This window comes from Actinomyces israelii (genome assembly GCF_030253495.1).
Classification (GTDB): domain Bacteria; phylum Actinomycetota; class Actinomycetes; order Actinomycetales; family Actinomycetaceae; genus Actinomyces; species Actinomyces israelii.
This window is the reverse complement of sequence record NZ_CP124548.1, coordinates 1,951,446-1,976,520: the sequence shown is the minus strand read 5'-3', so window position 1 is coordinate 1,976,520 and position 25,075 is coordinate 1,951,446. Positions and strand designations below refer to the sequence as shown.

Genomic DNA, 25,075 nt, shown 5'->3' with positions numbered 1-25,075 from the left:
GCCCGCGGCGAACCGGTCCGGTCCGGATGCACGGATCGCTTCCGCGCGCATAACTTTGCACCTTTTGCTATCCTACTTTGCTATGGCTACCCCCCTGTCTGCCACTTCTCGGTCGCCTCGTGGATCTCGGGGCGGTGCTCGCTCAACGGCGCGAGGGCAGGACCGTCGGCAGGCCATCATCGAGGCGGCTGCCGCGATCATCCGCGAGGAGGGGCCGTCCGCGGTCAGCCACCGTGCGGTCGCCAGGCGCGCCGGGTGCTCGTTGTCGGCGACGACCTACTACTTCAAGGGACTCGACGACCTGCTCTACCAGGCGGGTCTGGTCAATATCGCCATCTGGGCCTCGCGCGCCGAGCGCGTGGCGGACAAGGTCGAGGCCCTGGAACAGCTTCCCTCGCTGTCCGGACGGCTGGACCTGGTGCTTCAGGCGACGCTCCCGCCGGAGGGCCCGTACCTGGGGCACTACATCCAGCTCATCTCTGCAGGAACGGTCACGCCCGTCGAACAGGCCTATCGTCGGGGTCGGCAGCGCCTCAACACGGCCGTCGGCCGGCTGCTGAACCGGTTGGGGGTGGAGATTGAACCGGATCTGGTGATCGCGGTCGTCGACGGGGCGGCAGTGACCGCCCTGAGCGAGGGCCGTGACGTCCACGCCACCGCGGCCGATCTTCTCGGCAAGATCACCGGATTCTGGAGGCGGCCCGACCAGTAGGGGCCCGGCCGCGGCCTCACCACAGGACCGTGGGGTCGAGCTCGACCCGGACCGCGTCCTCCCGGCGGGCCGAGCGCTCGCGCTGGCGCACCCGCAGCATGGCGGCCAGCTCACGACCGCGGTCGACCCGCGTCCTGATCAAGGCCCGCACAGTGGCATCGCCCCCCGACGCCGACACCGGAGGCCGCTCCGCCTCCGGGCCGGGCGGCGCTGACGCCGGGCCCAGAGTCTCGAAGCCGGCGGACTCCGCCTGTGCGAGCAGCGCCTCCACCCCGTCGCGCGGCCCGTCCAGCCGGGCCGTACGCCACGCGGGGGGCAGGTGGAGGTCTGCGCGCTCAAGCAGGTCCTCACGGGCGTAGCCCGCGTGGTCCCACCGTACCAGCGCCTGCGCGACCGACGGATCCGGGCCACCCAGAAGAATCACCCGTGCATCCGTTCGGGCCAGGACCACCGCATTGGTCCACCGGCGCAGCGCCTCCGCGCCGGCGCCGAGCTCGGGCCGGGAGGACAGGCACCCGCCGTCGAGCAGCAGGACCGCGCGGTACCCGCCGTCGGCGACCGGCTCGGCGCCGGGCGTGGCCACCACCAGGCGGGGCGAGGCATCGACAAACTCCACGACGCCGTGGGACTCGCGTGCACCGGAGACGACCACCGGCGTGCCGGGGAAGGCGCGTCCCAGCTCCTCACCGGTCCGGGTGCTGCCCGACCCGCGCATGCGCAGCCGGTCCTCCCCGCACGCGGGACAGGCCCAGTCGGCCGGCTCGCGAGCGCACCACCGGCAGGTGAGCGCCCCGGCCCGCTCCATCGCCAGCGGGCCCCCGCAGCGAGGGCACCGGCCGACCCGCCCGCAGCGGCAGCAGACCACCACCGGCGCGTAGCCGGTCCGTGAGACCTGGACGAGGACGGGGCCGCCGGTCAGGGCGTCGCGCACCGCCCTGTGGGCGACCGAGGGGATCCGCGCCATCCCGGAGGCGCCCTCGGCCTCCAGCTGGAGCGCGCCCGGGGCCTGCACGCGCGCAACGGCGGCACGCCTCAGCGGCCGCGCGGCACTCAGGTCCTCCGCCCAGCCCCGCTCCACATAGCTCTGCGCCTCGACGCTGCGCGAGTAGCCGGCCACGAGCAGCCCCGCGCCCTCCAGGCCGGAGCGCAGGGCCAGGACGGTGCGGGCGTGGGTGTAGGGGGCGTGGCGCTCATCGAGCCGGTTGTCGCCGTCGTCCCAGATGACCACCAGGCCCAGGGCGCGCACGGGCGCGAAGGCGGCGCCACGGGTGCCCACCACGACGCGCGCAAGCCCGAGGAGCACATGCAGGAACGCCCGGTAGCGGCGCGCGGGTCCGCCCTCCGCGGTCAGGGTGACGACCGGCTCGCCGCGCCCGGCGCCCGGCCCCCTGTTCAGCTCTTTGCCCAGCGCCGCCGCGACCGCCTCCGCCTGCGCCGCGGTGGCGACGACGACCAGGGCTCCCCTGCCCGACGCCAGGGCGGCCCGGACCGCATCGGCGAGCAATGCGGTCCACCCGCGCACGAGGCCGACCCGTCCGGGCAGGGCGGTCCACACGGCGCGCGGCGCCCCGCCGTCGGCGAGCACGGACAGGAACCCGCCCCCGCCGTAGGCGTCCCAGCCCTTCGCGGACGGCGCCCGCCAGCGCGGCGCCGGCGGCACCGCGCTGTCGCGCTCGGACCGCTCGGTGGAGGCGTGACGCGGCGGCACGGCGAGCCGCACGACGTCCGATCGCACTCCGGCGCTACGCGTGGCGACCGCCTCGATCAGCGCCCGGGTCGCCCCGGTGAGCACCGGCAGGTCCGAGACCACCCGGCGGAGAGCCGCCAGCGTCCCGGGATGGGTCGTGGTCGCGCCGCGCTCCCAGACCCAGCCGCGCATGTCCTGCCCGCCGAAGCGGACGATCACGCTCGTGCCGACGGCGGCGGCGTCGTCGAGGTCCGGCGTGACCAGGTAGTCGAAGAGCCGGTCCAGGTGCGGCAGGGGGGAGTCGAGCAGCACCCGGGCCACGGGCGCGGCAACGCCCCGGCCCTCCACGGCGTGCTCGGAGGGCGCCGGGGCGGCCAGCAGCGCGCCCTGGGCGGGCCGCCCCCGGCGCCCCGCCCGGCTCACGGCACCGCCCGACACGAGTGGCGCGGCCTCACAGCGCCGCACGCAGGTCCCCGGTGCGGCCGGTCTCCTCCCAGGAGAAGCCGTCGCGCCCGAAGTGCCCGTAGGCGCTGGTGGCCCGGTAGATGGGGCGGAGCAGGTCGAGGTCCCGCACGATCGCGGCCGGGCGCAGGTCGAAGACCTCCTCGACGGCGGCGGCGATCCGCGCGACGGGGACCGTCTCGGTGCCGAAGGTCTCGACGTACAGGCCCACGGGGCGGGCCGAGCCGATGGCGTAGGCGACCTGGATCTCACACCGCTGCGCGAGACCGGCCGCCACGACGTTCTTGGCGACCCAGCGCATGGCGTAGGAGGCGGAACGATCCACCTTGGAGGGGTCCTTCCCCGAGAAGGCGCCACCGCCATGGCGGGACATGCCGCCGTAGGTGTCCACAATGATCTTGCGCCCGGTCAGGCCCGCGTCCCCGGCGGGGCCGCCGATGACGAACTGCCCCGAGGGGTTGACCAGGATCTCGGCGTCGGCGGTCGCCAGCTGAATGCCCTTGGCCTCCTCGGCCTCGAGCACGGGACGGATCACCTCGGTGGTGATGGCGTCGGTCAGCCAGGCCCGGGTGCGACCCGGGTCGTGCTGGGTGGAGACCACCACGCCCGCCAGGCTCACCGCGCGGTCCCCGTCGTAGCCGATGGTGACCTGTGTCTTGCCGTCGGGGCGCAGCCCCGCCACGACGCCCTGCTTGCGCACCGCCGTCAGCCGCTCGGCCAGGCGGTGGGCCAGGTGGATCGGCAGCGGCATGAGCTCGGCCGTGTCCGTGCAGGCGTAGCCGAACATGAGGCCCTGGTCCCCCGCGCCCTGGAAGTCGAGGGGGTCCAGCCCCCCGGCGTCACTGACGCCTCCGGCGGCGCCGCGCACCTCGAGCGCCTTGTCCACACCCGCAGCGATGTCCGGGGACTGCTGGCCGATGGAGATCGACACGCCGCAGGAGGCGCCGTCGAAGCAGACCTCGGAGGACGTGTAGCCGATCGACACGATCTCGGAGCGCACAATCTCGGGGATCTCGACGTAGGCGTCGGTGGTGACCTCCCCGGCGACGTGGACGAGCCCCGTAGTCACCATCGTCTCGACGGCCACGTGGGCGACCGGGTCCTGGGCGAGGATGGCATCGAGAATGGAGTCCGAGATGCGGTCGCAGACCTTGTCGGGGTGCCCCTCGGTGACGGACTCGGAGGTGAACAGACGGAGCGAGTTCGATGACATGTGGTTGTCGTCCTTGTGAGGTCGGTGGGTGCGGGTCTCGGACCGGGTACGGCAGCAGGCCGGCTCAGGCGTCCCACCAGGGACGCAGGGGATACCAGTGCCCGTCCCGGTCGGGCCCCGGGCGTACCGCGAGAAGCTGGTGGATCTGAATGTTGTCGCGCTCGAAGTTCCACCGCGCACCCGCCATGTACAGGCCCCACAGGAGCGAGGTCTGCGTGCCGGCGCTCTCGACGGCGGCGCCCCAGTGCTCCTGCAGGTTGCGGCACCAGTGCTCCAGGGTGAGGGCGTAGTGCTGGCGGAGGTTCTCCTCGTGAACCACCTCGAAGCCCGCGTCGTGCAGACGGGTCATGACCACGCCCGGTGCGGCGAGCTCGCCGTCCGGGAAGACGTATCGCCCGATGAAGGCTCCGGCGCGGTTCGGCTGGGTGGAGTCGCGGCGCGTGATCTGGTGGTTGAGGAGCCTGCCGCCGGGGTGCAGGAGGGAGAACATGGTCGAGAAGTACTCGTCGTAGTGGCGGACGCCGACGTGCTCCATCATGCCCAGGGAGCAGATGGCATCGAAGTCGCGCTCGGGCACCTGCCGGTAGTCCATGACGCGGGCCTCGGCCAGGTCGGACAGGCCCTCGCGGGCGATCCAGTCGTTGGCCCAGCGGGCCTGCGGCTCGGAGAGCGTGACGCCGATGGCCCGGATGCCGCGTCGCGCCGCCGCGACCAGCACGGAGCCCCAGCCGCAGCCGATGTCGAGCAGGCGCTGGCCGGGCGACAGGTCGAGCTTGTCGAGGACGAGGCGGATCTTGTTGGCCTGGGCGTCCTCGAGGGAGTCGCCCGGATCGGTGAACAGGGCGCAGGTGTAGGTCATCAGCGGGCCGAGGACCATCGAGTAGAAGCGGTTCGAGCGGTCGTAGTGGGACGAGACGGTGTCCTTGTCGCTCTGCTGGGTGTGGGAGCGCACGCCCGACAGCGCCCGCCGCCACGCCGGCGGGGTCTCGACCTGCGGGATCTCGGGCCGGCGGATCCCGTTCCTGCCGAGCGCGACGAGAATGCGGCCCAGGTTGGAGACCGAGGGGCGCCGCACCCGCTCCTTGAGCTGTTCGAGGCCGTCGAAGGCCCTGTAGGGGTTGCCGGGCGAGACCCCGCGCACGGCGATCTTGCCCATGATGTAGGCGCGGGCGAGGCCGAGCTCTCCGGGGGCCGTGGCCAGGTAGCTGAGGGCCTGCGGGGAGACGACGTGCAGCTCGAGGCCGCCGCTCCGCGGGCCGACGGCGGAGCCGTCGTAGGCGGTAATGCGCACGGGCAGCGGCGGGGTCGTCACCGCCCTGACCATGTCCGCCACGGTCATGTCGGCTGTGGTGCAGGTGCTCGCTCCGGTCCTCTTCATGCAGATCACTCAGATCACTTCTGTGCGCGGCCCACGGCGACAGGGCTCCGCGCTGTCCTGATCCCCATAGTAGGCGCGCGCACCGGTGCGTCTGAAGAGCGAACGCCGTGCCCGCACGTGATTAATCAGACGTTTGCCGCCGGATTCAGAAGCGGCCGGGCAGCCTGCGGGCGACCAGGTCGATGAGAGCGCGGGCGACGTCGGTCTTGGAGCCCCGGGCCCTGGCGACCTCACGGCCCCGGCAGTCCAGGACGACGACGGCGTTGGGCACGTCGCCGAAGCCGGTGCGCTCCCCCACCGCGTTGACGGCCAGGAGGTCCGCGCCCTTGCGGCGCGCCTTGGCGGCGCCGTGGGCGAGCACATCGCCGTCGTCGTCACCGGTCTCCGCGGCGAAGCCCACCACGAGCGTCCGCCCGCCGTCACTGCGCGGCGGATCAGCGACCAGCCCGGCGAGGATGTCAGGATTCTCGACGAGCTCGATGCTCAGCCGGGTCGCGCCCGCCTCCCCGCCGCTGCGCAGGCCGCGCTTCTTGATCTTGGACGCAGCCGCCTCCGCGGGCCGGTAGTCGGCGACGGCAGCCGCCATCACCACGGCATCGGCGTCCCGGGCGGCCCGTCGGACAGCATCGCGCATCTCCATGGCGGTGCCGACGGGCACCACCTCCACCTCGCCCGGCAGCGCCGCGAGAACATCGCCGGCCACATGAGCGGCCACCAGGGTCGTGCGCGCACCGCGCTCGACGGCGGCGCGGGCCACGGCGGCGCCCTGGCGCCCCGAGGAGCGGTTGCCCAGGTAGCGCACCGGGTCGATCGGCTCACGGGTGCCGCCGGCGGAGACGACGACGCGCCTGCCGGACAGATCCGACGGATGCGGCGCAGGGGCGATCCGCTGCGCCCGCCGCTCGGCGAGCACCGCCAGAGCCTCATCGACAATGCGCTCGGCCTCGGGCAGGCGGCCCTCCCCCGAGTCGGAGCCGGTCAGGCGCCCGGAGTCCGGCTCGATGACGCTCAGTCCGCGGCGGCGCAGCGTAGCCACGTTCTCCCGGGTCGCCGGGTTGGCCCACATCTGGGTGTGCATGGCGGGGGCGAGGACCACGGGGGCCGTCGTCGTCAGGATCGTCGCGGTCAGCAGGTCGTCGGCGCGACCTGCCGCGACCCGGGCCAGCAGATCCGCCGAGGCGGGGGCCACCACGACCAGGTCGGCCCACTCCCCCACCGCGACGTGCTCGACGGCGGCGGGGTCGTCGAAGACGCCGCTGCTCACCGGGCTCCCGGTCACCGCGGCGAGGGCGGGCGCGCCGATGAAGCGCAGCGCGGCCTGCGTCGCGAGGGTGCGGACCTCGTGACCGGCCCGCCGCAGGAGGCGGATGACGAAGGGCGCCTTGTAGGCGGCGATGGATCCGGACACGCCGACGACGACGCGCCGCGGCCCGGTCGGGGCGGCGCTCAGAACTGGATCTCGTCGAGGTTCGTGGCGGCCGGCACGTCCTCGCTCTCCGCCGGGGCGGGCCTGGAGGCGTCGAGCGGGATGTCGGAGAACATGTCCTCCTCCGCGGCGCGCCGGGCCTTGTCGACCTCGGCGCGCCGGGCGCGGGCCTCGTCGCCCGGGATGACCTGGAGCTTGTCCTCGGCCACCTCGCGCAGGGCGATGCTCAACGGCTTCTCGTCGGGCTCGGCCTCCACCAGGGGGCCGAAGTAATCGAGCTGGTTGTCCTCCAGCTGCCGGGTGTAGGCGTTAATCTGCCGGGCGCGCTTGGCGGCCTCCACGACGAGCCCGTACTTGGAGTCGACCTTCTCGAGCAGGTCGTCGATCGGCGGGTTGGTGATGCCCTCGGGCTGTGCGGAGGTTCCGAGCATGTGCTTCTCCCCGTGTGGTGGACGTTCAAGGCGCTCAGCGCGCCCAACTGTAACCGGGACAGTCTAGCCGCTGAGCCCCAGCAGTCTCTCGAGCTCATCCGTGGCACGCACCACGGTGTCATTGACAATGATGTGGTCGAACTCCCCGGCCGCGTCCATCTCCGCGCGCGCGGTGACCAGGCGGCGCTCCTGCTCGGCCGCGTCCTCGGTGCCGCGTCCGGCGAGCCGCGCGACGAGCTCGTCCCAGCTCGGCGGCATGACGAAGACCAGCTGTGCGGACGGCATGGACCGACGAACCTGCCGCGCCCCCGCCAGGTCGATCTCGAGCAGGGCGGGGCGCCCGGCGTCGAGCTGGGCCTGAACGGGTCCGCGGGGCGTGCCGTAGCGGTGCGCCCCGTGAACCAGGGCCCACTCCAGCATCTGTCCGCTGCTGACGAGCCTGTCGAACTCGGCGTCCGACACGAAGTGGTAGTCCATCCCGTCGACCTCGCCGGGGCGGGGCGCCCGCGTGGTCGCCGAGACCGAGACGAACAGGCCGGGGTGGCGGCGGCGCAGCTCGGCGACGAGGGTCCCCTTGCCCACCGCGGTGGGGCCGGCGATCACGGTCAGGCGGGAGGAGGGCTGGGGGGCGGGGCGGGTCATGCACCGTATAATGCCGCACCGCGCTGCACGGTCTCAGCCCCTCAGCGCCGCCGACGCCTGCGCGGCCGCCGTCAGCGCCGCCGCGCGCAGGGCTGCCGGATCCGGTCCGGCGGCCAGCACGCCGCGGGATGTCGAGGCCAGCACATGACGCCGCGCCGCGCCGAACACGGACTCCAGCTCGGCGGCGCCCGCGCCCTGGGCACCTACGCCCGGCGCCAGCAGCGGCGCATTGGCCCCGAGCAGGTCGATGCCGAGCTCGGCCACGGCTCCTCCGGTCGTCGCCCCGACCACAAGGCCGACGCCGCCGAGCCTGCCGGCGGCGCGCGCGGAGGCGTTCGAGCGGGCCGCGCCCGCCACGACGTCGGCCGCCACGGAGCGCGTGCGCCCCTGCCCTGTGCGCGCGTGCTGGACGCTCGCCCCCTCCGGGTTCGAGGTGAGCGCCAGGACGAAGACGCCCCGGCCGGTGCTGCGGGCGAGATCCAGGGCCGGGGTCAGTGAGCCGTACCCCAGGTAGGGCGAGACCGTAATGGCGTCCGCCGCCAGGGGGGCGCCGTCGGCGAGGTAGGCCTGGGCGTAGCCGCCCATGGTCGAGCCGATGTCGCCGCGCTTGACGTCCAGGATGGACAGGGTGCCGCAGGCGCGCAGCGCAGCAAGGGTCTCCTCCAGGACGGCGATGCCGGCGGCCCCGTGCCGCTCGAAGAAGGCCGACTGCGGCTTGACCGCCGCGACCCCGCCCCCGACGGCGTCCACGGCGCGCAGCGCGAAGTCCCTCAGTCCCCGCGGGCTGTCCGGCAGGCCCCAGGCGTCCAGAAGCGCCCGGTGGGGGTCGATGCCCACGCACAGCGGGCCGTGGGCGTCCATGGCCTCGGCGAGCGCAGCCCCGAAAGACGGCGCGCTCGCAGTGCCGCCGGTGATACCGGTGCCGGCGGTGCTCATGCCCGGGCCTCCCGTCTCGCCGCGCTCTGCCGGCGGGAGACCCTGTCGGCGCCGTGCTCCTGGAGGCTGCGGACGCGGAAGGGGCCGCGCAGCTGCGCCTCCAGGGCCTGGACGGCCGCCTGGAGCTCTTGGACGGTCGTGATGATGGGCCGGTCGGCGCTGGTCGTGGCCGCCCGGATGGAGTAGCCGTCGGCGCGGGCCCCCTGCCCCTTGGGGGTGTTGACGACCATGTCGATGGCACCGGACTCGATGAGCCCGACGATCGTCTGCTCGCCGTGCGCGCCCCGCCCCTGGCTGACCTTGCGCACCGGGGTGGCGGGGATGCCGTTGCGGCGCAGGATCTGGGCCGTGCCCGTGGTGGCCAGGACGGTGAAGCCCAGCTCGGCCAGGCGGGCCACCGGCAGGATGATGGCGCGCTTGTCCCGGTCGGCCACCGAGACGAACAGGGTCCCCTCACTGGGCAGGCCGCCGTAGGCGCTCGCCTGCGACTTGGCGAAGGCCCGGGGGAAATCGACGTCGTAGCCCATGACCTCGCCGGTCGAGCGCATCTCCGGGCCCAGCACGGTGTCCACGATCCGCCCATTCGGCGTGCGGAAGCGGCGGAAGGGCAGGACCGCCTCCTTGACGGCGATCGGGTCGTAGAGATCGGTCACGGCGGCGTCCTCCCGCGGCAGGCGGCCCGCGGCCCTCAGGGACGCGATGGACTGGCCGGCCATGAGCAGGGCGGCGGCCTTGGCGAGCTGGACACCCGTGGCCTTGGAGACGAACGGGACGGTGCGGCTGGCGCGGGGATTGGCCTCGATGACGTAGAGGGTGTCGCTCATGAGGGCGAACTGGATGTTGATCAGGCCGCGCACCCCCACGCCGTCGGCGATGGCCCGCGTGGAGCGGCGGATCCGGGCGATCTCGGCGTCGGACAGGCTCATGGGCGGCAGCACGCAGGCGGAGTCGCCGGAGTGGATGCCGGCCTCCTCGATGTGCTCCATGACCCCGCCCAGGAACAGCTCGGAGCCGTCGTAGAGGGCGTCGACGTCGATCTCGACGGCGTCGTCGAGGAACCGGTCGATGAGCAGCGGGCCGTTGGCGCAGGCCCCGCCGGGCTCGGCGCCCGCGCGGCGCAGGTAGTCCACCAGGCCGTCCGCGTCGTAGACGATCTCCATGCCGCGCCCGCCCAGCACATAGCTGGGGCGCACGAGCACGGGGAAGCCGATCCGCCCGGCCACCGCCAGGGCCTGCTCGTCGGAGCGGGCCGTGCCGTGGGCGGGCGAGGGCAGGCCCGCCCGCTCCAGGACCACGCCGAAGGCCTGCCGGTCCTCCGCCGCGTCGATGGCCTCCGGGCTGGTGCCCAGGATCGGCACGCCGGCGGCCTTGAGGCGGGCGGCCAGGGACAGGGGGGTCTGCCCGCCGAGCTGGACGATCATGCCGGCTACCGGGCCCGCAGCCCTCTCGGCCTCGTAGACCTCCATGACGTCCTCGAAGGTGAGCGGCTCGAAGTAGAGCCGGTCGGACACGTCGTAGTCGGTGGAGACGGTCTCGGGGTTGCAGTTGACCATGACGGTCTCGTAGCGCTCGGCGAGGGCCAGGGCGGCGTGCACGCAGGAGTAGTCGAACTCGATGCCCTGGCCGATGCGGTTGGGGCCGGACCCCAGGATGATGACGGCCTCCCGCCCGCGCGGGGCGACCTCGGTCTCCATGTCGTAGCTGGAGTAGTGGTAGGGGGTGCGGGCCGCGAACTCGGCGGCGCAGGTGTCGACCGTCTTGTAGACCGGGCGCAGGCCGTAGGCGTGGCGGATCTCGCGGGCCGTGTCCTCCCCGATGCCCCGCAGGTCGCCCACCTGACGGTCGGAGAAGCCGTGGCGCTTGGCCTCGGCCAGGACCTGCGCGCTCAGCGCGGGGGCGTCGGCGACCGCCTCGGCGACGTCCTGCAGCAGCACCATCTGGTCCAGGAACCAGGGGTCGATGCCGGTGGCCTCGTGGAGCCGCTCGACGGCGGCGCCGCCGCGCACCGCCTGCTGGAGGTCGACGAGGCGGTGCTCGGCGGGCACCCGGATCGACTCCAGCAGGGCGGCGGTGTCCGCGGCATCCGGGCGCGGGCCGTTCCAGTGGAAGACCGCGCCCCTCTTGTCGATGGAGCGCATGGCCTTCTGGAGGGCCTCGGTGAAGGACCGGCCTATGGCCATGGCCTCGCCGACCGACTTCATGGTGGTGGTCAGCGTCGGGTCGGCGCTGCGGAACTTCTCGAAGGCGAAGCGCGGCACCTTGACCACCACGTAGTCGAGGGTCGGCTCGAAGGAGGCGGGCGTGGAGCCGGTGATGTCGTTGGGGATCTCGTCGAGGGTGTAGCCCACGGCCAGGCGGGCGGCGATCTTGGCGATCGGGAAGCCGGTCGCCTTGGAGGCCAGGGCCGAGGAGCGCGAGACGCGCGGGTTCATCTCGATGACGATAATGCGCCCGGTGACCGGGTCGACGGCGAACTGGATGTTGCAGCCGCCGGTGTCCACGCCGACCTCCCGGATGACGGCGATGCCGATATCGCGCAGGCGCTGCATCTCCCGGTCGGTCAGGGTCAGGGCCGGCGCGACGGTGATCGAGTCGCCGGTGTGGACCCCGACGGGGTCGACGTTCTCGATGGAGCACACGACGACGACATTGTCCGCCTTGTCGCGCATGAGCTCGAGCTCGTACTCCTTCCATCCCAGGATGGACTCCTCCAGGAGCACCTCGGTGGTGCGGGAGGCCTCCAGGCCCTGCCCGCAGATGCGCTCCAGGTCGGCGGCGTCGCGGGCGATGCCGCTGCCGAGCCCGCCCATGGTGAAGGAGGGGCGCACCACCACGGGGTAGCCGCCCAGGGCCGCCACGGCCTCATGGCACTCGCCCAGGGTGCGGGCGATGACGGAGCGGGCGACCTGCGCCCCGCAGCGCTCGACGACCCGTTTGAACTCCTCACGGTCCTCGCCGGCGCTGATGGCCGTCGCGTCGGCGCCGATGAGCTCGACGCCGTAGTCGTCCAGGACGCCGGCCTCGACCAGGCTCATGGCGGCGTTGAGCCCCGTCTGCCCGCCGAGGGTGGGCAGAAGCGCGTCGGGGCGCTCCTTGGCGATGACGGCGGTCAGGACCTCGGTGGTGATGGGCTCGACGTAGGTGGCGTCGGCGATGTCCGGGTCGGTCATGATCGTCGCCGGGTTGGAGTTGACCAGGATCACCCGGATGCCCTCGCCGCGCAGCACGCGGCAGGCCTGGGTGCCGGAGTAGTCGAACTCGCAGGCCTGGCCGATGACGATCGGACCGGAGCCGATGACCAGGACGGAGCGGATGTCGGGGCGCAGCGGCATGTCAGTCGTCCTCCCGGGTCGTCTCGGGCGCTGGGCCGTCACGACCGTCACGAGCGGCGCGATGGTCGGTCATGAGCCGCACGAAGCGGTCGAACAGGTGCTCCCCGTCGTGGGGGCCGGCGGCCGCCTCGGGGTGGAACTGCACGGAGAAGGCCGGCAGGTCCAGGGCTCGCAGCCCCTCGACGACGTTGTCGTTCAGTCCGACGTGGGAGACCTCGACGCGCCCGTAGCGGCCGTCGTCGTAGGGCGCCAGGCTGGGCCCGCAGATCGGGGCGTCGACCGCGAAGCCGTGGTTGTGGGCGGTGATCTCCACGCGCCCGGTGGTGCGGTCGAGGACCGGCTGGTTGACGCCGCGGTGACCGTAGTCGAGCTTGTAGGTGCCGTAGCCCAGCGCGCGGCCGAAGATCTGGTTGCCCAGGCAGATGCCGAAGAAGGGGATGCGGGCGTCCAGTACGCCGCGCAGCATCTCGACCTCGCTGCGGGCGGTGCCGGGGTCTCCCGGCCCGTTGGAGAAGAACACGCCGTCCGGGTGGAGGGCGAGCACCTCCTCGAAGACGGTGCTCTGCGGCAGGACGTGGACGCGCACGCCCCGCTCGGCGAGCTGCCACGGGGTGCGGGCCTTGATCCCCAGGTCGATGGCGGCGACGACGGCGACCGGGTCGCGTCCCTCGAAGCGCCCGGAGGGCTCGACGACGTAGTGCTCCCGGGTGCTGACCTCGGCGGCCAGGGCCTGGCCGGCCATCGGGGGCGCGGCGCGCACGGCCTCGAGGCAGACGTCGACGGCGGCCTGGGACGGCCCGCCCGCGTCGGCGGCGCCCGCGGGCAGGGCGTCCGAGGAGAAGATACCCGCCCGCATGGCGCCGCGCTCGCGCAGGTGCCGGGTCAGCGCCCGGGTGTCGACCCCGCAGACGCCCACCACGCCCGCGGCCGCCAGCTCGTCCTCCAGCTCGCGGCGGCTGCGCCAGCTGGAGGCGCGTCGCGCGGGATCGCGCACGACGTAGCCGGCGACCCAGATGCGCGACGACTCGCGGTCCTCGTCGTTGACGCCGGTGTTGCCGATGTGCGGCGCCGTCATGACGACGATCTGGCGGTGGTAGGACGGGTCGGTGAGCGTCTCCTGGTAGCCGGTCATGCCGGTGTTGAAGACGATCTCCCCGACCGTTCGCCCCGTGGCCCCGTAGGACCTGCCGCGCAGGACGTACCCGTCCTCCAGGACCAGCAGAGCGATCTCGCGGGCGCCGGGACGCAGCGACGCGGACGCGCCGGGCGCTGCGGGTGCTGCGGGCACCGGTCAGGCCTCCCGGGTATGGACCGGGGCGCCGTCGAGCACGGTGGCGCGCCCGTGCAGGAAGGTGGCCGCCACCCGACCGGGCAGCTCCATGCCCGCGTAGGGGGTGTTGGCCGAGTGCGTCCACTGCGTCGAGCCGTCGACGGTGCGCCGCACCTCGGGGTCGACCAGCGTGACGTTCGCGGGCGCGCCCGCCTCCAGGCCCCGCCCCTGGTCTGTCAGCCGCCCGATCTCGGCCGGCACGGTGGACATGACGCGGGCCAGGTCCCGCCAGCTCATGCGCCCGGTGGACACCATGGTCTCGATGAGGACCGGCAGCGCCGTCTCCAGGCCCGTCATGCCGAAGGCGCCGGCCTGCCACTCGCAGTCCTTGTCCTCCACGGGGTGGGGGGCGTGGTCGGTGCCGACCACGTCGATGGTGCCGTCGGCCAGGGCCTCGCGCACCGCCTCGACGTCCTCGGCCGTGCGCAGCGGCGGGTTGACCTTGTACAAGGGCGAGTAGGTGCGCGCCATCTCGTCGGTCAGCAGCAGGTGGTGCGGGGTCACCTCGGCGGTCACGTCAATCCCCCGGGCCTTGGCCCAGCGGATAATGTCGACGCTGCCGGCGGTCGACAGGTGGCACACGTGAAGACGGCTGCCCACGTGCTGGGCGAGCAGGACGTCGCGGGCGATGATCGACTCCTCGGCCACGGCGGGCCAGCCGCGCAGGCCCAGCTCGGCGGAGAGGACGCCCTCGTGCATCTGGGAGCCCTCGGTCAGGCGGGGGTCCTGCGCGTGCTGGGCGATGACGCCGTCGAAGCTCTTGACGTACTCCAGGGCGCGGCGCATGAGGACGGGGTCGGCCACGCACCGGCCGTCGTCGGAGAAGACCCGCACCCGAGCGGCGCAGTGCGCCATGGCGCTCATCTCGGACAGGTGCCTGCCCTCCAGGCCCGCACTCACGGCGCCGACCGGGTGGACATCGACCCAGCCGGCCTCGCGGCCCAGGCGCAGCACCTGCTCCACGACGCCGGCGTTGTCCTGCACGGGGGTGGTGTTGGCCATGGCGAACACGGAGGTGTACCCGCCCACGGCGGCGGCGCGGGTGCCGGTGAAGATCGTCTCGGCGGACTCGCCGCCGGGCTCGCGCAGGTGGGTGTGGATGTCGACCAGGCCGGGCAGAGCCACGAGGCCGTCCGCGTCGCAGCGCACGGCGTCGGCCGGGGCCTGGGCGGCCGCGTCGGGGCCGATGGCGGCGATGACGCCGTCGGCCAGGAGGATGTCGGCGGCGTCCTCGCCGTAGGGGCGGGCGCCCGTCAGGAGGTAGGGGGTCACAGCTGGTTCCCTTCGTCGGCGAGGAGGAGGTAGAGGGCGGCCATGCGGACGGACACGCCGTTGCCGACCTGCTCGATCACGCGCGAGCGGGGGTCGTCGGCCGCCTCCGCGGTGATCTCCAGGCCCCGGTTCATGGGCCCGGGGTGCATGACAATGGCGTGCTCCGGCATGGCCGCGCGCCGGGCGAGGTCCAGGCCGTAGGCCTGCGAGTACTCCGCGGGACTGGGGAAGAAGCCGCCGCCGGCGGCGCTCATGCGCTCGCGCTGGATGCGCAGCATCATGACGGCGTCGGGCCGGACGGCCTCGATCGTGGCGTCCAGGTCGTAGGAGACGTCGCAGGTCCAGTCGTCCATGCCCACGGGCAGGAGGGTCGGCGGGGCGACGAGGGTGACGCGGGCCCCCAGGGCGGTCATGAGATCCACGTTGGAGCGGGCAACCCGGGAGTGGAGGATGTCTCCGACGATCACGACCTTCGCCCCGGACAGATCGCGCCCCTGCGGCGCCGGGGAGCCGTCGGCACCGCCGTCGGGCGCGTACCAGCGGCGCAGGGTCATGGCGTCCAGGAGGGCCTGGGTGGGGTGCTGGTGGGTGCCGTCGCCCGCATTGAGGACCGGCACCCTGATCCAGCCGGCGTGGGCGAGCAGGTGAGCCGCCCCGCACGCGGAGTGGCGGATGACGACGGCGTCGGCGCCCATGGCCATAATGGTCTGGGCGGTGTCCTTCAGGGACTCGCCCTTGGAGACGCTCGAGCCCTTGGCGGAGAAGTTGATGACGTCCGCGCTCAGCCGCTTGGCGGCCGCCTCGAAGGACAGGCGCGTGCGGGTGGAGTCCTCGAAGAAGAGGTTGACGACGGTCTTGCCGCGCAGGGTGGGCAGCTTCTTGACGGCGTGGCGCTGGGTGGCGGCCATCGCCTCGGCGGTGTCGAGGACCATGACGGCCTCGTCGCGAGTCAGGTCCTTGGCGGAAAGCAGGTGCTTCATCGGGTGGCCTCCTCGGCCGCGGCCAGGTCGTGGATGGTGACGGCGTCCTCGGCCGCGCCCAGCTCGGTCAGCGAGACGACGACCTTCTCGGTGCGGGATGTCGGCAGGTTCTTGCCGACGTAGTCGGCGCGGATCGGCAGCTCGCGGTGACCGCGGTCGACCAGGACGGCGAGCTGGACGGCCCGTGCGCGTCCGATCGAGCCCAGGGCGTCCAGGGCGGCGCGGATGGTGCGCCCGGAGTACAGGACGTCGTCGACCAGGACGACGGTGCGCCCCTCCAGGGTGCCGCCGGGGACGAACGTGGGCTGGGGGACGCGGATCGGGTGGCGCCCCAGGTCGTCGCGGAACATGGTGATGTCCAGCGTCCCGACCGGGACGGAGGCGGCGTCCGGCTGGGAGCCGGTCAGGGCGGCGTCCTCCGCCAGCGCGATGCTCAGAGCCTCGCCGAGGCGGCGGGCCAGCGGCACCCCCCCGGACGGGATGCCGAGGAGGATGACGTCATCGACGCCGCGGTTGCGCTCAACGACCTCGTGAGCAATGCGGACGAGGGAGCGCTTGATCTCGGCTGCGCCGAGGATCTGCTTCCCGGTGGACTGGTTTTCGGCCACGGTCAGTGGACCTCCTTCTCCGCCTCACTGGACGGGCTTCAAGGATGTCTGGCGCTGCCGATCGTAGCGCGGGCCGCTCCCCCGGGCTCGCCCAACCGGCTCCTGGAGCGAGCCGGGAGGAACCTCACACCGTGCGGCGGCTGCGCTCAGGCGTAGGGGGCCTGGGCGTAGGGGACCTGCTGCTCGATCGTGACGCCCAGGGCGCGGATCTTGACGGTCAGAGCAATGTGCGCGAACAGCAGCCCGAGTCCGGCGATCGCCGCCGCGATCAGCATGGCGTTTCCGGAGGAGACGCTGTCGTCGTAGAACCCGGGGACGAAGAGAAGCATGACCGCCGGTACGCCCTGCAGGACGGAGGCGCCCAGGAGGCCGCCCATCATGCCCCCGGCGCCGGACCACTGCGCGGGCTGCCGCCCCGCCCCGCCGCCGCTCGCCCTCACGCACGCCGCCAGGGACAGCCCGAAGGACGTGGCCCAGGCCAGGCAGACCAGCGCGGGCACGATGAGCACACTTATGAATGCGATCAGGGTGGCGGCGACCGTGGTCCCGTCCGTCCAGGAGTCGCTGGTGGCGAGTACCAGGACCACGCCCAGCACGGCAAGAACCTGGATCGCGACCGAGACGGTCCCGGTGATCACCGCGCCGAGCCCCAGCCCGCGGGTGGTCCGCCGGCCCTTCTCCGCGACCTCCTCGGGGCTGAGCTGCGGGACGATGAATATGGGCGCGGGCATGGGCATGACCGGCATGTAAGGGCTCCCGCCGGGAGCGTACGGCGCCGCGCCCGGGCCGTAGGCCGGGCCGCCCTGCGCCGCGCCCGGGCCGTGGGCGGGTTCGGCGGCGTACGGGTTCCCGGCAGGACCTTGATCAGCCGCATAAGGGCCGGACTCGTACGGCGATGGGTACTGCCCCATGACTCGGCTCCTTCGGTGCGTACGTGGCGGCGGCCGTCCCGACAGCGAGGGGCGGCAGTGACGGGTACAGCCTAAACGCTGCCCCGCGATGGGGAGCGCCCGCCCCCGGACGGCCGCCGATCAACGGTGATCGGCGAGCAGCTGCGCCAGGCTGAGCGGACGGCGCCCGGTGAGGCGCTCGACGCCGTCCGTCACACGGTCGAGAGCGCCGGAGGCGATGGCGGTGTAGGTGGACACCCAGGCGTCGACCTCCCAGTCGGGGGCGCCGTAGACCGAGCGGGAGGCGTAGGCCTCCTCAAGGGTCTGCTCGCGGTAGACGGTGGGCCGCCCGGTGGCCCTGGTGATGACGGCGGCAGCCTCGGCCAGCGTGAGGGCCTCGGGACCGGTGAGCTCGTAGACGGCGCCGTCGTGCCGGCGGTCCCCGGCGGCGAGGTCGCCGATGACGGCGGTGGCGGCCCGGGCGACGTCGGTCCGGGCGACCGCGCCCACGCGCCCCGTCCCGGCGGGCCCGGCGATGACGCCGTCGACGGCCAGGTCGGGGAGGAAGTCGGCGTAGAAGGAGTCGCGCAGAACGGTCAGGCCCGCTCCCGAGGCGCGCAGATGCTCCTCGGTGGCCCAGTGGGTGCGCGCCAGGGTGAAGACGGCGTCCGGCGCGGCGCTAAGGAAGCTCGTGTAGACGATGTGACGCACCCCGGCGGCCGCGGCGGCGTCGATGAAGGTCCTGTGCTGGGTCAGCCGGTCGGCGGACTCGGAGGCGGAGACCATGAGGAGGATGTCGACGCCTGTCAGGGCGGCGGTGGCGGCCCGCCGGTCGCCATAGCTCGCGACGGCGACGTCGTCGGCCCACCCCGGAGCGCGGGAGGCGTCGCGCACCACGAGCCGGGGGGCCAGTCCTCCGGCCCGCAGCTGCGCGGCGACCGCGCCGCCGATCCTCCCCGTGGCGCCGGTCACCGCGACCAGGGGTGATGAGGTCGATGACGGATCATGCTGATGCGGGCTCATGGTGTATGCGCTCCTTTCGAGGACGGTGGCGCGTCAGGAACCGGGCCGGTCCCGGCGCGGTGCTCAGCGCAGGGTGTCGGCGAGGTCCCCGATGCGGCCGAGCAGGCCGTTCAGGAAGCGCGGGGAGTCGTCGGTCGACAGCATGCGTCCCAGCGTCATGGCCTCGTCGACGGCAACAGGGGGGTCGACGTCGTCGTTCCACACGATCTCCCACGTGGCGACCCGGGCGATCGCGCGGTCGACGGCCGGCATGCGGGCGAGCGCCCAGCCCTGGGCGTAGGTCTCGATGGTCTCATCGACCTCCGTCAGGTGGTCGGCCACCCCGGAGAGGATCTGCCGGGTGTAGGCGGGCGCCTCGGTGTGGTTGGCGGAGTGCACGGCGCGCTCGGCCGCGAACTCGCGCAGGCGCCCGGCCGCCCCGCACTCGCCGGTGGCGGCCGCCTCCGGAGCGTCGGCGTCGGGCCCGAGGGCGTGCAGCAGGCCGCGCTGGTCGGCCTCGAAGAGGATCTCGACGGCGCGGCGACGGGCCTTGGTCCGGGCCGTGACGGGGTGCTTGCCGGCTCTTCTCGGACGGGGGACCCCGGCGGCCCTACTGGCGGCGCCGACAGTGCCGTCGGGGCCGCCTCGCTCGACGCCGCCGGTGTCGTCAGCCATGGCCATCGGCACTCAGTCGGTGACCCGGCTGATGTAGGAGCGCGACCGGGTGTCCACCTTCACCCTGTCCCCGATGTTGAGGAACAGCGGGACCTGGATCTCGGCGCCGGTCTCCAGCGTGGCGGGCTTGGTGCCGGCCGAGGAGCGGTCGCCCTGCAGGCCCGGCTCGGTGTGGGAGATCGTCAGGACGACGGCGGCGGGCAGCTCGACGAACAGGACGCTGCTCTCATGGAATGCGACGATGACGTCCTGGCCCTCGAGCATGAGGTCGGCGGCGTCGCCGACCGTCTCGGCCGCCACATAGGTCTGCTCGTAGGTCTTGACGTCCATGAAGACGAAGTCCTCCCCGTCCCTGTAGGAGTACTGCATGTCGCGACGGTCGACGGTGGCGGTGTCGACCTTGAGGCCGGCGTTGAAGGTCCTGTCGACGGTCTTGCCGGACAGGACGTTCTTGATCTTGGTGCGCACGAAGGCCGGGCCCTTGCCCGGCTTGACGTGCTGGAACTCGACCACCTGCCACAGCTGGCCCTCGAGGTTGAGCACCAGGCCGTTCTTCAGGTCGTTCGTCGTTGCCACGAGTGGATTCCTCACTGTCGGGGGACTTGTGCGGTGCGCGTTGAGAGCGTCGTGAGCACTGAGACGCCGCGAGTCTACCGCGGTCGCCGGCCGCTCCTGCGGCGCGCTCCTGCGAAGCCGGTCACGGCCCGTGCGCGTCAGTGGAAGCCGCGCACGTCCCCGCCGGGGGACCTGGCCTCGCGCAGACGGGCCAGCGTGGAGAAGCGCCGCTCGGCGTAGGGCAGCGAGACGGTCCGGAGGAACTCCGCCATCCGCGGTTCCCCGTGCCGCTCGAACTCGTCCGCCAGGCCGCGGATGTCGTCGGGGTGCCGGTTCTGGCTCATCTTGGCCTTTCCCCGCACCTCGTCCAGGCCAACCTCGACGGCGACAATGGCGCGGGCCATGCGGCGAAGCTGGTCCCCGCCGACCGGCGTCAGCACGTCGTCGGTCTCCATCATCTCGGTGAGCCGGCAGGCCGCGGCCAGGGCCGCCTCGGGGCTGGGGTCGATGCGCACGGCGCCCCGCACGTGGACCGTGATGTAGTCCCACGTGGGGACGTTCGCCTTGACCGCGTTGGTCGCGTACCAGTGCGGGGGGACGTAGGCGTCGACGTCGTCCAGGATGACGAGTCCCGGCCCGTCAGCCGGTTCGGCGGCCTGGGGGTTGTTCTTCACCAGGTGGGTGACCAGGGCGTTCTTCTCCTCATCGAGGTAGAAGGGCACCATGGTGGCCTCGGGGCCGGAGGAGATGACGGTCACGAGGTTGCCGATCCCGGGGCGTGCCAGGAGCGTGCGCACATAGTCCTCGGGCAGCGAGAAGTGACGCGGGACGTACATGCGGAGAGCCTAACCCGCGCACCGGCCGCCCGTGCGGCACGCCGGCGAGGCCGCGGGCCCGCGGAGTCGCGGCTCAGCGGCCCGCGGCGATCACGGCAGCGACCTCCTCCGGCGTTGCCGCGGTGGTGTCGACCTCAGCGCGCGCAAGCTCACGGCACAGGGCCTGGCGGGCGCGCAGCATCCGGACGAACTCGTGATGGACGTTGCCCAGCGCCATCGACCGCGGCGCGTCCAGGCCGTTGCGGGAGGCCAGGCGGCGCGTGCTCGCCGTCAGGGCGATGACGCGGCCGCCGGACTCGTCCACGGCGCCCAGGGCCCGCCGGACGCGCTCGTCGGCCAGGGCGCCCGAGCCGAGCGCCACCACGCGCCGACGGCGCCCGGCCGCGGCGAGCAGGTCGAGCGCCGTCATCGCCTCAACCGACCGGTAGCGGGTCTCGGGGACCGCCACGAGGGCCAGCTCCGGACGGGTGCCCAGGGCCCGAGCGACCGTGCCGGCCAGATCCGACACAGGCACGCCCCACAGGTCCGCCAGGGCGCGCCCGACAGCGGTGCAGCCGGCTCCCGGCGGACCGATGAGGACGACTGAGCCGACCGGCCGGAGCTCGCCCCCGCTCGCGCCGTTCACGCCTCGGTCCCCGCCTCCGCCCCGGTCACCGCCTCATGGGCCTCGCGCAGCACCGCGGTGTCGGGGGTGATGCCGCGGGCGGGGCGGGCGACGTCGTCGAGAAGGACCATGCGGATCGCCCCGGCACGCACCTTCTTGTCCGAGCGCATGTCCTCCACGAGCTCCTCGAAGCGCCCGGCGCCCTCCGGGAAGGACACCGGCAGCCCGGCCGCGCGGAACGCCTGACGGTGCAGGGCCAGGACATCGCCGCTCAGGCGGCCCATGCGGTGGGCGACCTCGGCGGCGAAGACGCAGCCGACGGCGACTGCCTCCCCGTGGCGCCAGTGGTAACCGGTGGCGGCCTCCACAGCATGTGCGTAGGTGTGCCCGTAGTTCAGGATCTCCCGCGGTCCCGCCTCAGTGAGGTCCTTGCCGACCACGGCGGCCTTGACGGCCACGGAGCGCGCGACGAGCTCGGCGAGCGCGGGCGAGTCCCACCGGATGATGTCGGCGGAATCGGTCATCACGCGGTCCAGGATGACCGGATCGGCGATGAACCCGCACTTGACGACCTCGCCCAGCCCCGCCCGCAGCTCCTTGAGGGGGAGCGCCTCGAGAACGGTCAGGTCGCACACGACGGCCGCCGGCGGGTGGAAGGCGCCGACCAGGTTCTTGCCCGCCGCGGTGTCGATGCCGCTCTTCCCGCCCACGGCCGCATCGACCATGGCCAGGAGGGTCGTGGGGACGTGGACGACCGGCACGCCCCGCAGCCAGGTCGCCGCGGCGAAGCCGACCAGGTCGGTCGTCGCGCCCCCGCCCACGGCGACGACGCAGCCGTCGCGTCCCATGCGCATCCGACCCAGCTGCTCCCACAGCGTGTTCAGGACGGTGCTGGACTTGGAGGTCTCACCGCCCGGAACGGTGATCCGCTCGACCCTCAGTCCGGCGGCGCGCAGCCCGTCCTCGTACCGACCGGCGCGAGTCTCCAGCTCGGGGATGTGGACGAGCGCCACTCCTCCGGTGCCCCCGCCGGGCGCCCCGGCGACGCCGCGCACCACATCGACTGCCAGGTCCTGCCCGATAACGACCTCGTAGGGCCGCGCACCGAGCACCGTCAGGCGCAGTCGTCCGTCGTCCCCGGCTCGCAGGGACCGGGACGGCGGCACGAGCACGCCGGCACCGGTCTCGCTCGGCCTGCGCGGACGCGTGCTCGCGGCGGGGGCCGTCAGGTCCGCCAGCGCCCGCGCGGTGCTGGGGGCCTGGGCTCCCAGGCCCACCAGGATGAGCGCGGCCACCTGCTGGGGGGTCAGGCCGTCCGCGGGGACAGTCAGCGTGGCGACCTCGGCGTACAGGGGCGCGCGCTGGACGTGGAGGGCCTCCATCCGCGCCAGGACCGCGCCGTGCCTGTCGTGGGGGCCCGTGTGCGCCGCCCCCTGCGCGGCGCGCAGCGCGCCCTCGGCGGTGTCGGAGTCCGCCTCGGGCGCCACCAGCGGCCGGCCCGTCCCGTCGCCGACGTGCGCGGCGGCCGTCTCGGGGGAGGCGGCCAGGTGCACGACCGTGCGGCCGCGCAGCAGGGCACGGTTCTGCTCCCGCAGAATGGCGCCCCCGCCCAGCGCCACCACGCCCTGGGCGGGCGCCGGCGAGTCGAGCACCGCGCGCAGGGCGCGCGTCTCCCGCGTCCGGAATCCCTCCTCCCCCTCCGCGGCGAAGATCTCCGGGATGGTCATACGGGCGCGCCGACGGATCTCGGCGTCGGTGTCGGTGACCTGCAGCCCGAGGGCCGTGGCGAGCAGGCGCGCCACCGTAGTCTTGCCGGCTCCGGGCAGCCCCACCAGGACCAGCGGAAGGTGCTCCGGTGCGAGTGCGACGTGAGGGACGGGACGACGGCTCATCACTCTTCTCCTTGCCATTGGGTGCGCTCGGCGATACGGGCGAGGTAGCCTTGAAGGTTGCGCCTGGCCTCCGCCGCGCTGTCCCCACCGGTCTTGGTCAGCAGCGCGTCCGCCAGGACGAGCGCGACCATGGCCTCCGCGATCACGGCACCGGGCACGACGGCCGTGGTGTCCGAGCGCTGGTGCAGCCCGCCGGCCGTCTCGCCGGTGGCCATGTCCACGGTGCGCAGCGACCTGGGGACGGTGGAGATCGGCTTGTAGGCGGCGCGCACCCGGATCCGGGCGCCGTTGGACATGCCCCCCTCGATGCCGCCGGCCCGGTTCGTCGCGCGCACCACGTGCCCCGCCTCAAGGCTCAGGATCTCGTCATGCGCCCGGCTGCCGCGCCGTGCGGCCCCGGCGAAGCCGTCGCCGACCTCGACCCCCTTGACCGCCTGGATGCCCATGAGCGCCGCCGCCAGGCGGGCGTCGAGGCGCCGGTCGGCCTGGACGTGCGCCCCCAGCCCGATGGGTACGCCCGCGGCGATGACCTCGACCACGCCGCCGAGCGTGTCGCCGTCCTTCCCGGCGGCGTCGATCTCGGCCACCATGGCCGCCGAGACGGCCGGGTCGGCGCAGCGCACCGGATCGGCGGTCAGGCGCTGCTCGTCGTCGGCAGTGGGGCGGGGCGCGTCGTCGGGCAGCGACACCGAGCCGACCCGCACGACGTGGCTGACCAGGCGGATGCCGGCGACCTGCTCGATCACTGCGGCCGCCACGGCTCCGAGGGCGACCCGGGCGGCGGTCTCGCGGGCGGAGGCCCGCTCCAGGACCGGCCGGGCGTCGGCGAGGTCGTACTTGAGCAGGCCGGGCAGGTCGGCGTGACCGGGACGCGGCCGGGTCAGGGGCCGGTTGCGGGCGATCTCGCGCTCGTCCCCGGCGCCGGCGTCGCGCAGGAGCGCGGCGGGGTCGACCGGGTCGGCGCTCATGACGGTGGACCACTTGGGCCACTCGGAGTTGCCGATCTGCAGGGCGATGGGGCTGCCGATGGTGCGTCCGTGGCGGATGCCGCCGAGGACCGCCAGGCGGTCCTGCTCGAAGGCCTGGCGCGCGCCCCGCCCGTGGCCGAGCCGGCGGCGCTCCAGCGCCCGGGCGATCTGCTCACCGGTGATCTCCACGCCGGCCGGAACGCCCTCGAGCAGCGCGGTGAGGGCCTCGCCGTGGGACTCGCCGGCAGTCATCCATCGAAGCATGAGGACGATCATCCCACACGATGTCGCTTCCGCAGGCCCGGCCTCCTCAGCGGGCGGCCACGGCGGCCTCGAGAGCCTCCCGCATGGGCCCGACCGGCGGGGTCCGCCCGGTCATGAGAGTGACCTGCGGGACGGCCTGATACAGCAGCATGAGCCGGCCGGGCACCGCGCAGCCTCCGGCGGCCGTCCACGCGGCGGCCAGCGGGGTGGGCCACGGCGCGTAGACGACGTCGAGCATGACGGCCCGCATCCTCCCCCGGCGCTCCAGGGCCGCCGCCATTGGCGCGGCGAGCGCGTCGGCGGCGCCCGCGGGCAGCGTCGAGACGACCAGGTCGGCGTGGGCGAGAAGGTCGGCCACAGAGCCGTCGGAGACGGCGTCGCCCGGACGCCAGGGCAGGGCGGTGACGGACAGGCCCATGCGGTGCGCCGCGGCCGCAGCGCGGCCGGCGCCCGCGTGCCGGCGGGCCGCCACGACGATGTCGGTGGCGCCGAGCTCGGCCAGGGCCGCCAGGGCCGAGCAGGCGGTGGCCCCCGAGCCGAGCACCACGGCCCGCGCGCCGTCGTGGCGGCCCGCCGGGGCGGCCTCGCGCAGAGCGCCGACGATCCCGGCGACGTCGGTGTTGAAGCCCGCCAGGAGCGCGCGGCCCCTCCCCGCGCGCTGGGCGACGACGGTGTTCGCCGCTCCGACAACAGCGGCCAGCGGGTCGACTGCGTCGAGCAGGGGAAGCACGGTCTGCTTGTGCGGCATGGTCACGCTCAGGCCGGCCCAGACCGGTCCCGTGGCGCTCGCAGCGGCGACCTCGGCCAGCATCCCGCGCAGGCGCGCCGGAGAGACCTCCCGGACCTCGTACCTCCAGTCCTCCAGGCCGAGGCTGCGGTAGGCGGCCGCGTGCAGCACCGGGGACAGGGAGTGGGCGACAGGCCGACCGATGACGGCCGCCCGGTGCGCCGCACCGCCGGCCCCAGGGGCTCCCATGGGA

Annotated in this window: 22 protein-coding genes; 1 reads left to right on the top strand and 21 read right to left on the bottom strand. The window is 73.7% G+C overall.

What is annotated here, in order from left to right:
- The first annotated feature begins 82 nt into the window (after positions 1–82).
- Positions 83–712: a TetR/AcrR family transcriptional regulator gene (locus AIF0345_RS08130; RefSeq protein ID WP_268916734.1), complete on the top strand. Its 630-nt coding sequence runs from the start codon at positions 83–85 to the stop codon at positions 710–712.
- Between the two features lie 16 nt (positions 713–728).
- Here AIF0345_RS08130 and AIF0345_RS08125 read toward each other — a convergent pair whose 3' ends face one another.
- From AIF0345_RS08125 to AIF0345_RS08025, 21 genes are all read right to left on the bottom strand, one after another.
- Complete coding sequence (locus AIF0345_RS08125) at positions 729–2,822, bottom strand: primosomal protein N' family DNA-binding protein (protein ID WP_404975994.1); 2,094 nt, start codon at positions 2,820–2,822, stop codon at positions 729–731.
- Between the two features lie 28 nt (positions 2,823–2,850).
- Positions 2,851–4,074, bottom strand: a complete 1,224-nt coding sequence (gene metK, locus AIF0345_RS08120) for a methionine adenosyltransferase (protein WP_043559611.1) — start codon at positions 4,072–4,074, stop codon at positions 2,851–2,853.
- 64 nt (positions 4,075–4,138) lie between these two features.
- Positions 4,139–5,452, bottom strand: a complete 1,314-nt coding sequence (locus AIF0345_RS08115; RefSeq protein WP_268916735.1) for an SAM-dependent methyltransferase — start codon at positions 5,450–5,452, stop codon at positions 4,139–4,141.
- Positions 5,453–5,597: 145 nt separating this feature from the next.
- Positions 5,598–6,902, bottom strand: coding sequence for a bifunctional phosphopantothenoylcysteine decarboxylase/phosphopantothenate--cysteine ligase CoaBC (coaBC, locus tag AIF0345_RS08110; RefSeq protein WP_268916804.1), 1,305 nt, complete (start codon positions 6,900–6,902; stop codon positions 5,598–5,600).
- Positions 6,899–7,309, bottom strand: coding sequence for a DNA-directed RNA polymerase subunit omega (rpoZ, locus tag AIF0345_RS08105; protein ID WP_043559619.1), 411 nt, complete (start codon positions 7,307–7,309; stop codon positions 6,899–6,901). Before rpoZ ends, coaBC begins: the two co-directional genes overlap by 4 nt.
- Before the next feature lie 63 nt (positions 7,310–7,372).
- Positions 7,373–7,951, bottom strand: coding sequence for a guanylate kinase (gmk, locus tag AIF0345_RS08100; RefSeq protein ID WP_285297858.1), 579 nt, complete (start codon positions 7,949–7,951; stop codon positions 7,373–7,375).
- A gap of 33 nt (positions 7,952–7,984) precedes the next feature.
- Positions 7,985–8,887 carry an orotidine-5'-phosphate decarboxylase gene (gene pyrF / locus AIF0345_RS08095; protein WP_043559625.1) on the bottom strand — a complete coding sequence of 301 codons (903 nt, stop codon included), beginning with the start codon at positions 8,885–8,887 and terminating at the stop codon, positions 7,985–7,987.
- Entirely contained in the window at positions 8,884–12,219 is a 3,336-nt protein-coding gene (carB, locus tag AIF0345_RS08090) for a carbamoyl-phosphate synthase large subunit (protein WP_285297857.1), read from the bottom strand. The genes pyrF and carB overlap by 4 nt, the downstream gene beginning before the upstream one ends.
- Before the next feature lies 1 nt (position 12,220).
- A complete protein-coding gene (gene carA, locus AIF0345_RS08085; RefSeq protein ID WP_404975993.1) occupies positions 12,221–13,507 on the bottom strand; it encodes a glutamine-hydrolyzing carbamoyl-phosphate synthase small subunit in 1,287 nt (428 codons plus the stop codon).
- Between the two features lie 3 nt (positions 13,508–13,510).
- Entirely contained in the window at positions 13,511–14,821 is a 1,311-nt protein-coding gene (locus AIF0345_RS08080) for a dihydroorotase (RefSeq protein ID WP_268916737.1), read from the bottom strand.
- On the bottom strand, positions 14,818–15,801 hold the full coding sequence (locus AIF0345_RS08075; protein ID WP_043559634.1) for an aspartate carbamoyltransferase catalytic subunit: 984 nt from the start codon (positions 15,799–15,801) through the stop codon (positions 14,818–14,820). The genes AIF0345_RS08080 and AIF0345_RS08075 overlap by 4 nt, the downstream gene beginning before the upstream one ends.
- On the bottom strand, positions 15,798–16,409 hold the full coding sequence (gene pyrR, locus AIF0345_RS08070; RefSeq protein WP_285297856.1) for a bifunctional pyr operon transcriptional regulator/uracil phosphoribosyltransferase PyrR: 612 nt from the start codon (positions 16,407–16,409) through the stop codon (positions 15,798–15,800). Before pyrR ends, AIF0345_RS08075 begins: the two co-directional genes overlap by 4 nt.
- Before the next feature lie 146 nt (positions 16,410–16,555).
- Complete coding sequence (locus AIF0345_RS08065) at positions 16,556–17,320, bottom strand: hypothetical protein (RefSeq protein ID WP_285297855.1); 765 nt, start codon at positions 17,318–17,320, stop codon at positions 16,556–16,558.
- A gap of 120 nt (positions 17,321–17,440) precedes the next feature.
- A complete protein-coding gene (locus AIF0345_RS08060) occupies positions 17,441–18,322 on the bottom strand; it encodes an SDR family oxidoreductase (protein ID WP_285297854.1) in 882 nt (293 codons plus the stop codon).
- A 63-nt stretch (positions 18,323–18,385) separates the two neighbouring features.
- A complete protein-coding gene (gene nusB, locus AIF0345_RS08055; protein ID WP_285297853.1) occupies positions 18,386–18,976 on the bottom strand; it encodes a transcription antitermination factor NusB in 591 nt (196 codons plus the stop codon).
- 12 nt (positions 18,977–18,988) lie between these two features.
- A complete protein-coding gene (gene efp / locus AIF0345_RS08050) occupies positions 18,989–19,552 on the bottom strand; it encodes an elongation factor P (protein WP_043559650.1) in 564 nt (187 codons plus the stop codon).
- Positions 19,553–19,689: 137 nt separating this feature from the next.
- On the bottom strand, positions 19,690–20,367 hold the full coding sequence (locus tag AIF0345_RS08045) for an FMN-binding negative transcriptional regulator (RefSeq protein ID WP_043559653.1): 678 nt from the start codon (positions 20,365–20,367) through the stop codon (positions 19,690–19,692).
- A gap of 73 nt (positions 20,368–20,440) precedes the next feature.
- The gene (locus tag AIF0345_RS08040; protein WP_268916743.1) at positions 20,441–20,992 is read right to left on the bottom strand and encodes a shikimate kinase; all 552 of its coding nucleotides are present in this window, start codon (positions 20,990–20,992) and stop codon (positions 20,441–20,443) included.
- On the bottom strand, positions 20,989–22,863 hold the full coding sequence (gene aroB / locus AIF0345_RS08035) for a 3-dehydroquinate synthase (protein ID WP_285297852.1): 1,875 nt from the start codon (positions 22,861–22,863) through the stop codon (positions 20,989–20,991). Before aroB ends, AIF0345_RS08040 begins: the two co-directional genes overlap by 4 nt.
- Positions 22,863–24,095, bottom strand: a complete 1,233-nt coding sequence (gene aroC / locus AIF0345_RS08030) for a chorismate synthase (RefSeq protein WP_229118312.1) — start codon at positions 24,093–24,095, stop codon at positions 22,863–22,865. Before aroC ends, aroB begins: the two co-directional genes overlap by 1 nt.
- A 46-nt stretch (positions 24,096–24,141) precedes the next feature.
- The gene (locus tag AIF0345_RS08025) at positions 24,142–25,071 is read right to left on the bottom strand and encodes a shikimate dehydrogenase (protein ID WP_285297851.1); all 930 of its coding nucleotides are present in this window, start codon (positions 25,069–25,071) and stop codon (positions 24,142–24,144) included.
- Positions 25,072–25,075 lie beyond the last annotated feature (4 nt).

Excerpts from the sequence above, each read along its gene's own strand:
- carB (WP_285297857.1), bottom strand. The coding sequence starts at position 12,219 with ATGCCGCTGCGCCCCGACATCCGCTCCGTCCTGGTCATCGGCTCCGGT.
- rpoZ (WP_043559619.1), bottom strand. The coding sequence starts at position 7,309 with ATGCTCGGAACCTCCGCACAGCCCGAGGGCATCACCAACCCGCCGATC.
- aroC (WP_229118312.1), bottom strand. The coding sequence starts at position 24,095 with ATGCTTCGATGGATGACTGCCGGCGAGTCCCACGGCGAGGCCCTCACC.
- metK (WP_043559611.1), bottom strand. The coding sequence starts at position 4,074 with ATGTCATCGAACTCGCTCCGTCTGTTCACCTCCGAGTCCGTCACCGAG.
- AIF0345_RS08075 (WP_043559634.1), bottom strand. The coding sequence starts at position 15,801 with ATGAAGCACCTGCTTTCCGCCAAGGACCTGACTCGCGACGAGGCCGTC.
- AIF0345_RS08060 (WP_285297854.1), bottom strand. The coding sequence starts at position 18,322 with ATGAGCCCGCATCAGCATGATCCGTCATCGACCTCATCACCCCTGGTC.
- gmk (WP_285297858.1), bottom strand. The coding sequence starts at position 7,951 with ATGACCCGCCCCGCCCCCCAGCCCTCCTCCCGCCTGACCGTGATCGCC.
- AIF0345_RS08065 (WP_285297855.1), bottom strand. The coding sequence starts at position 17,320 with ATGGGGCAGTACCCATCGCCGTACGAGTCCGGCCCTTATGCGGCTGAT.
- AIF0345_RS08115 (WP_268916735.1), bottom strand. The coding sequence starts at position 5,452 with ATGAAGAGGACCGGAGCGAGCACCTGCACCACAGCCGACATGACCGTG.
- aroB (WP_285297852.1), bottom strand. The coding sequence starts at position 22,863 with ATGAGCCGTCGTCCCGTCCCTCACGTCGCACTCGCACCGGAGCACCTT.
- nusB (WP_285297853.1), bottom strand. The coding sequence starts at position 18,976 with ATGGCTGACGACACCGGCGGCGTCGAGCGAGGCGGCCCCGACGGCACT.
- AIF0345_RS08130 (WP_268916734.1), top strand. The coding sequence starts at position 83 with ATGGCTACCCCCCTGTCTGCCACTTCTCGGTCGCCTCGTGGATCTCGG.
- pyrF (WP_043559625.1), bottom strand. The coding sequence starts at position 8,887 with ATGAGCACCGCCGGCACCGGTATCACCGGCGGCACTGCGAGCGCGCCG.
- AIF0345_RS08045 (WP_043559653.1), bottom strand. The coding sequence starts at position 20,367 with ATGTACGTCCCGCGTCACTTCTCGCTGCCCGAGGACTATGTGCGCACG.
- AIF0345_RS08025 (WP_285297851.1), bottom strand. The coding sequence starts at position 25,071 with ATGGGAGCCCCTGGGGCCGGCGGTGCGGCGCACCGGGCGGCCGTCATC.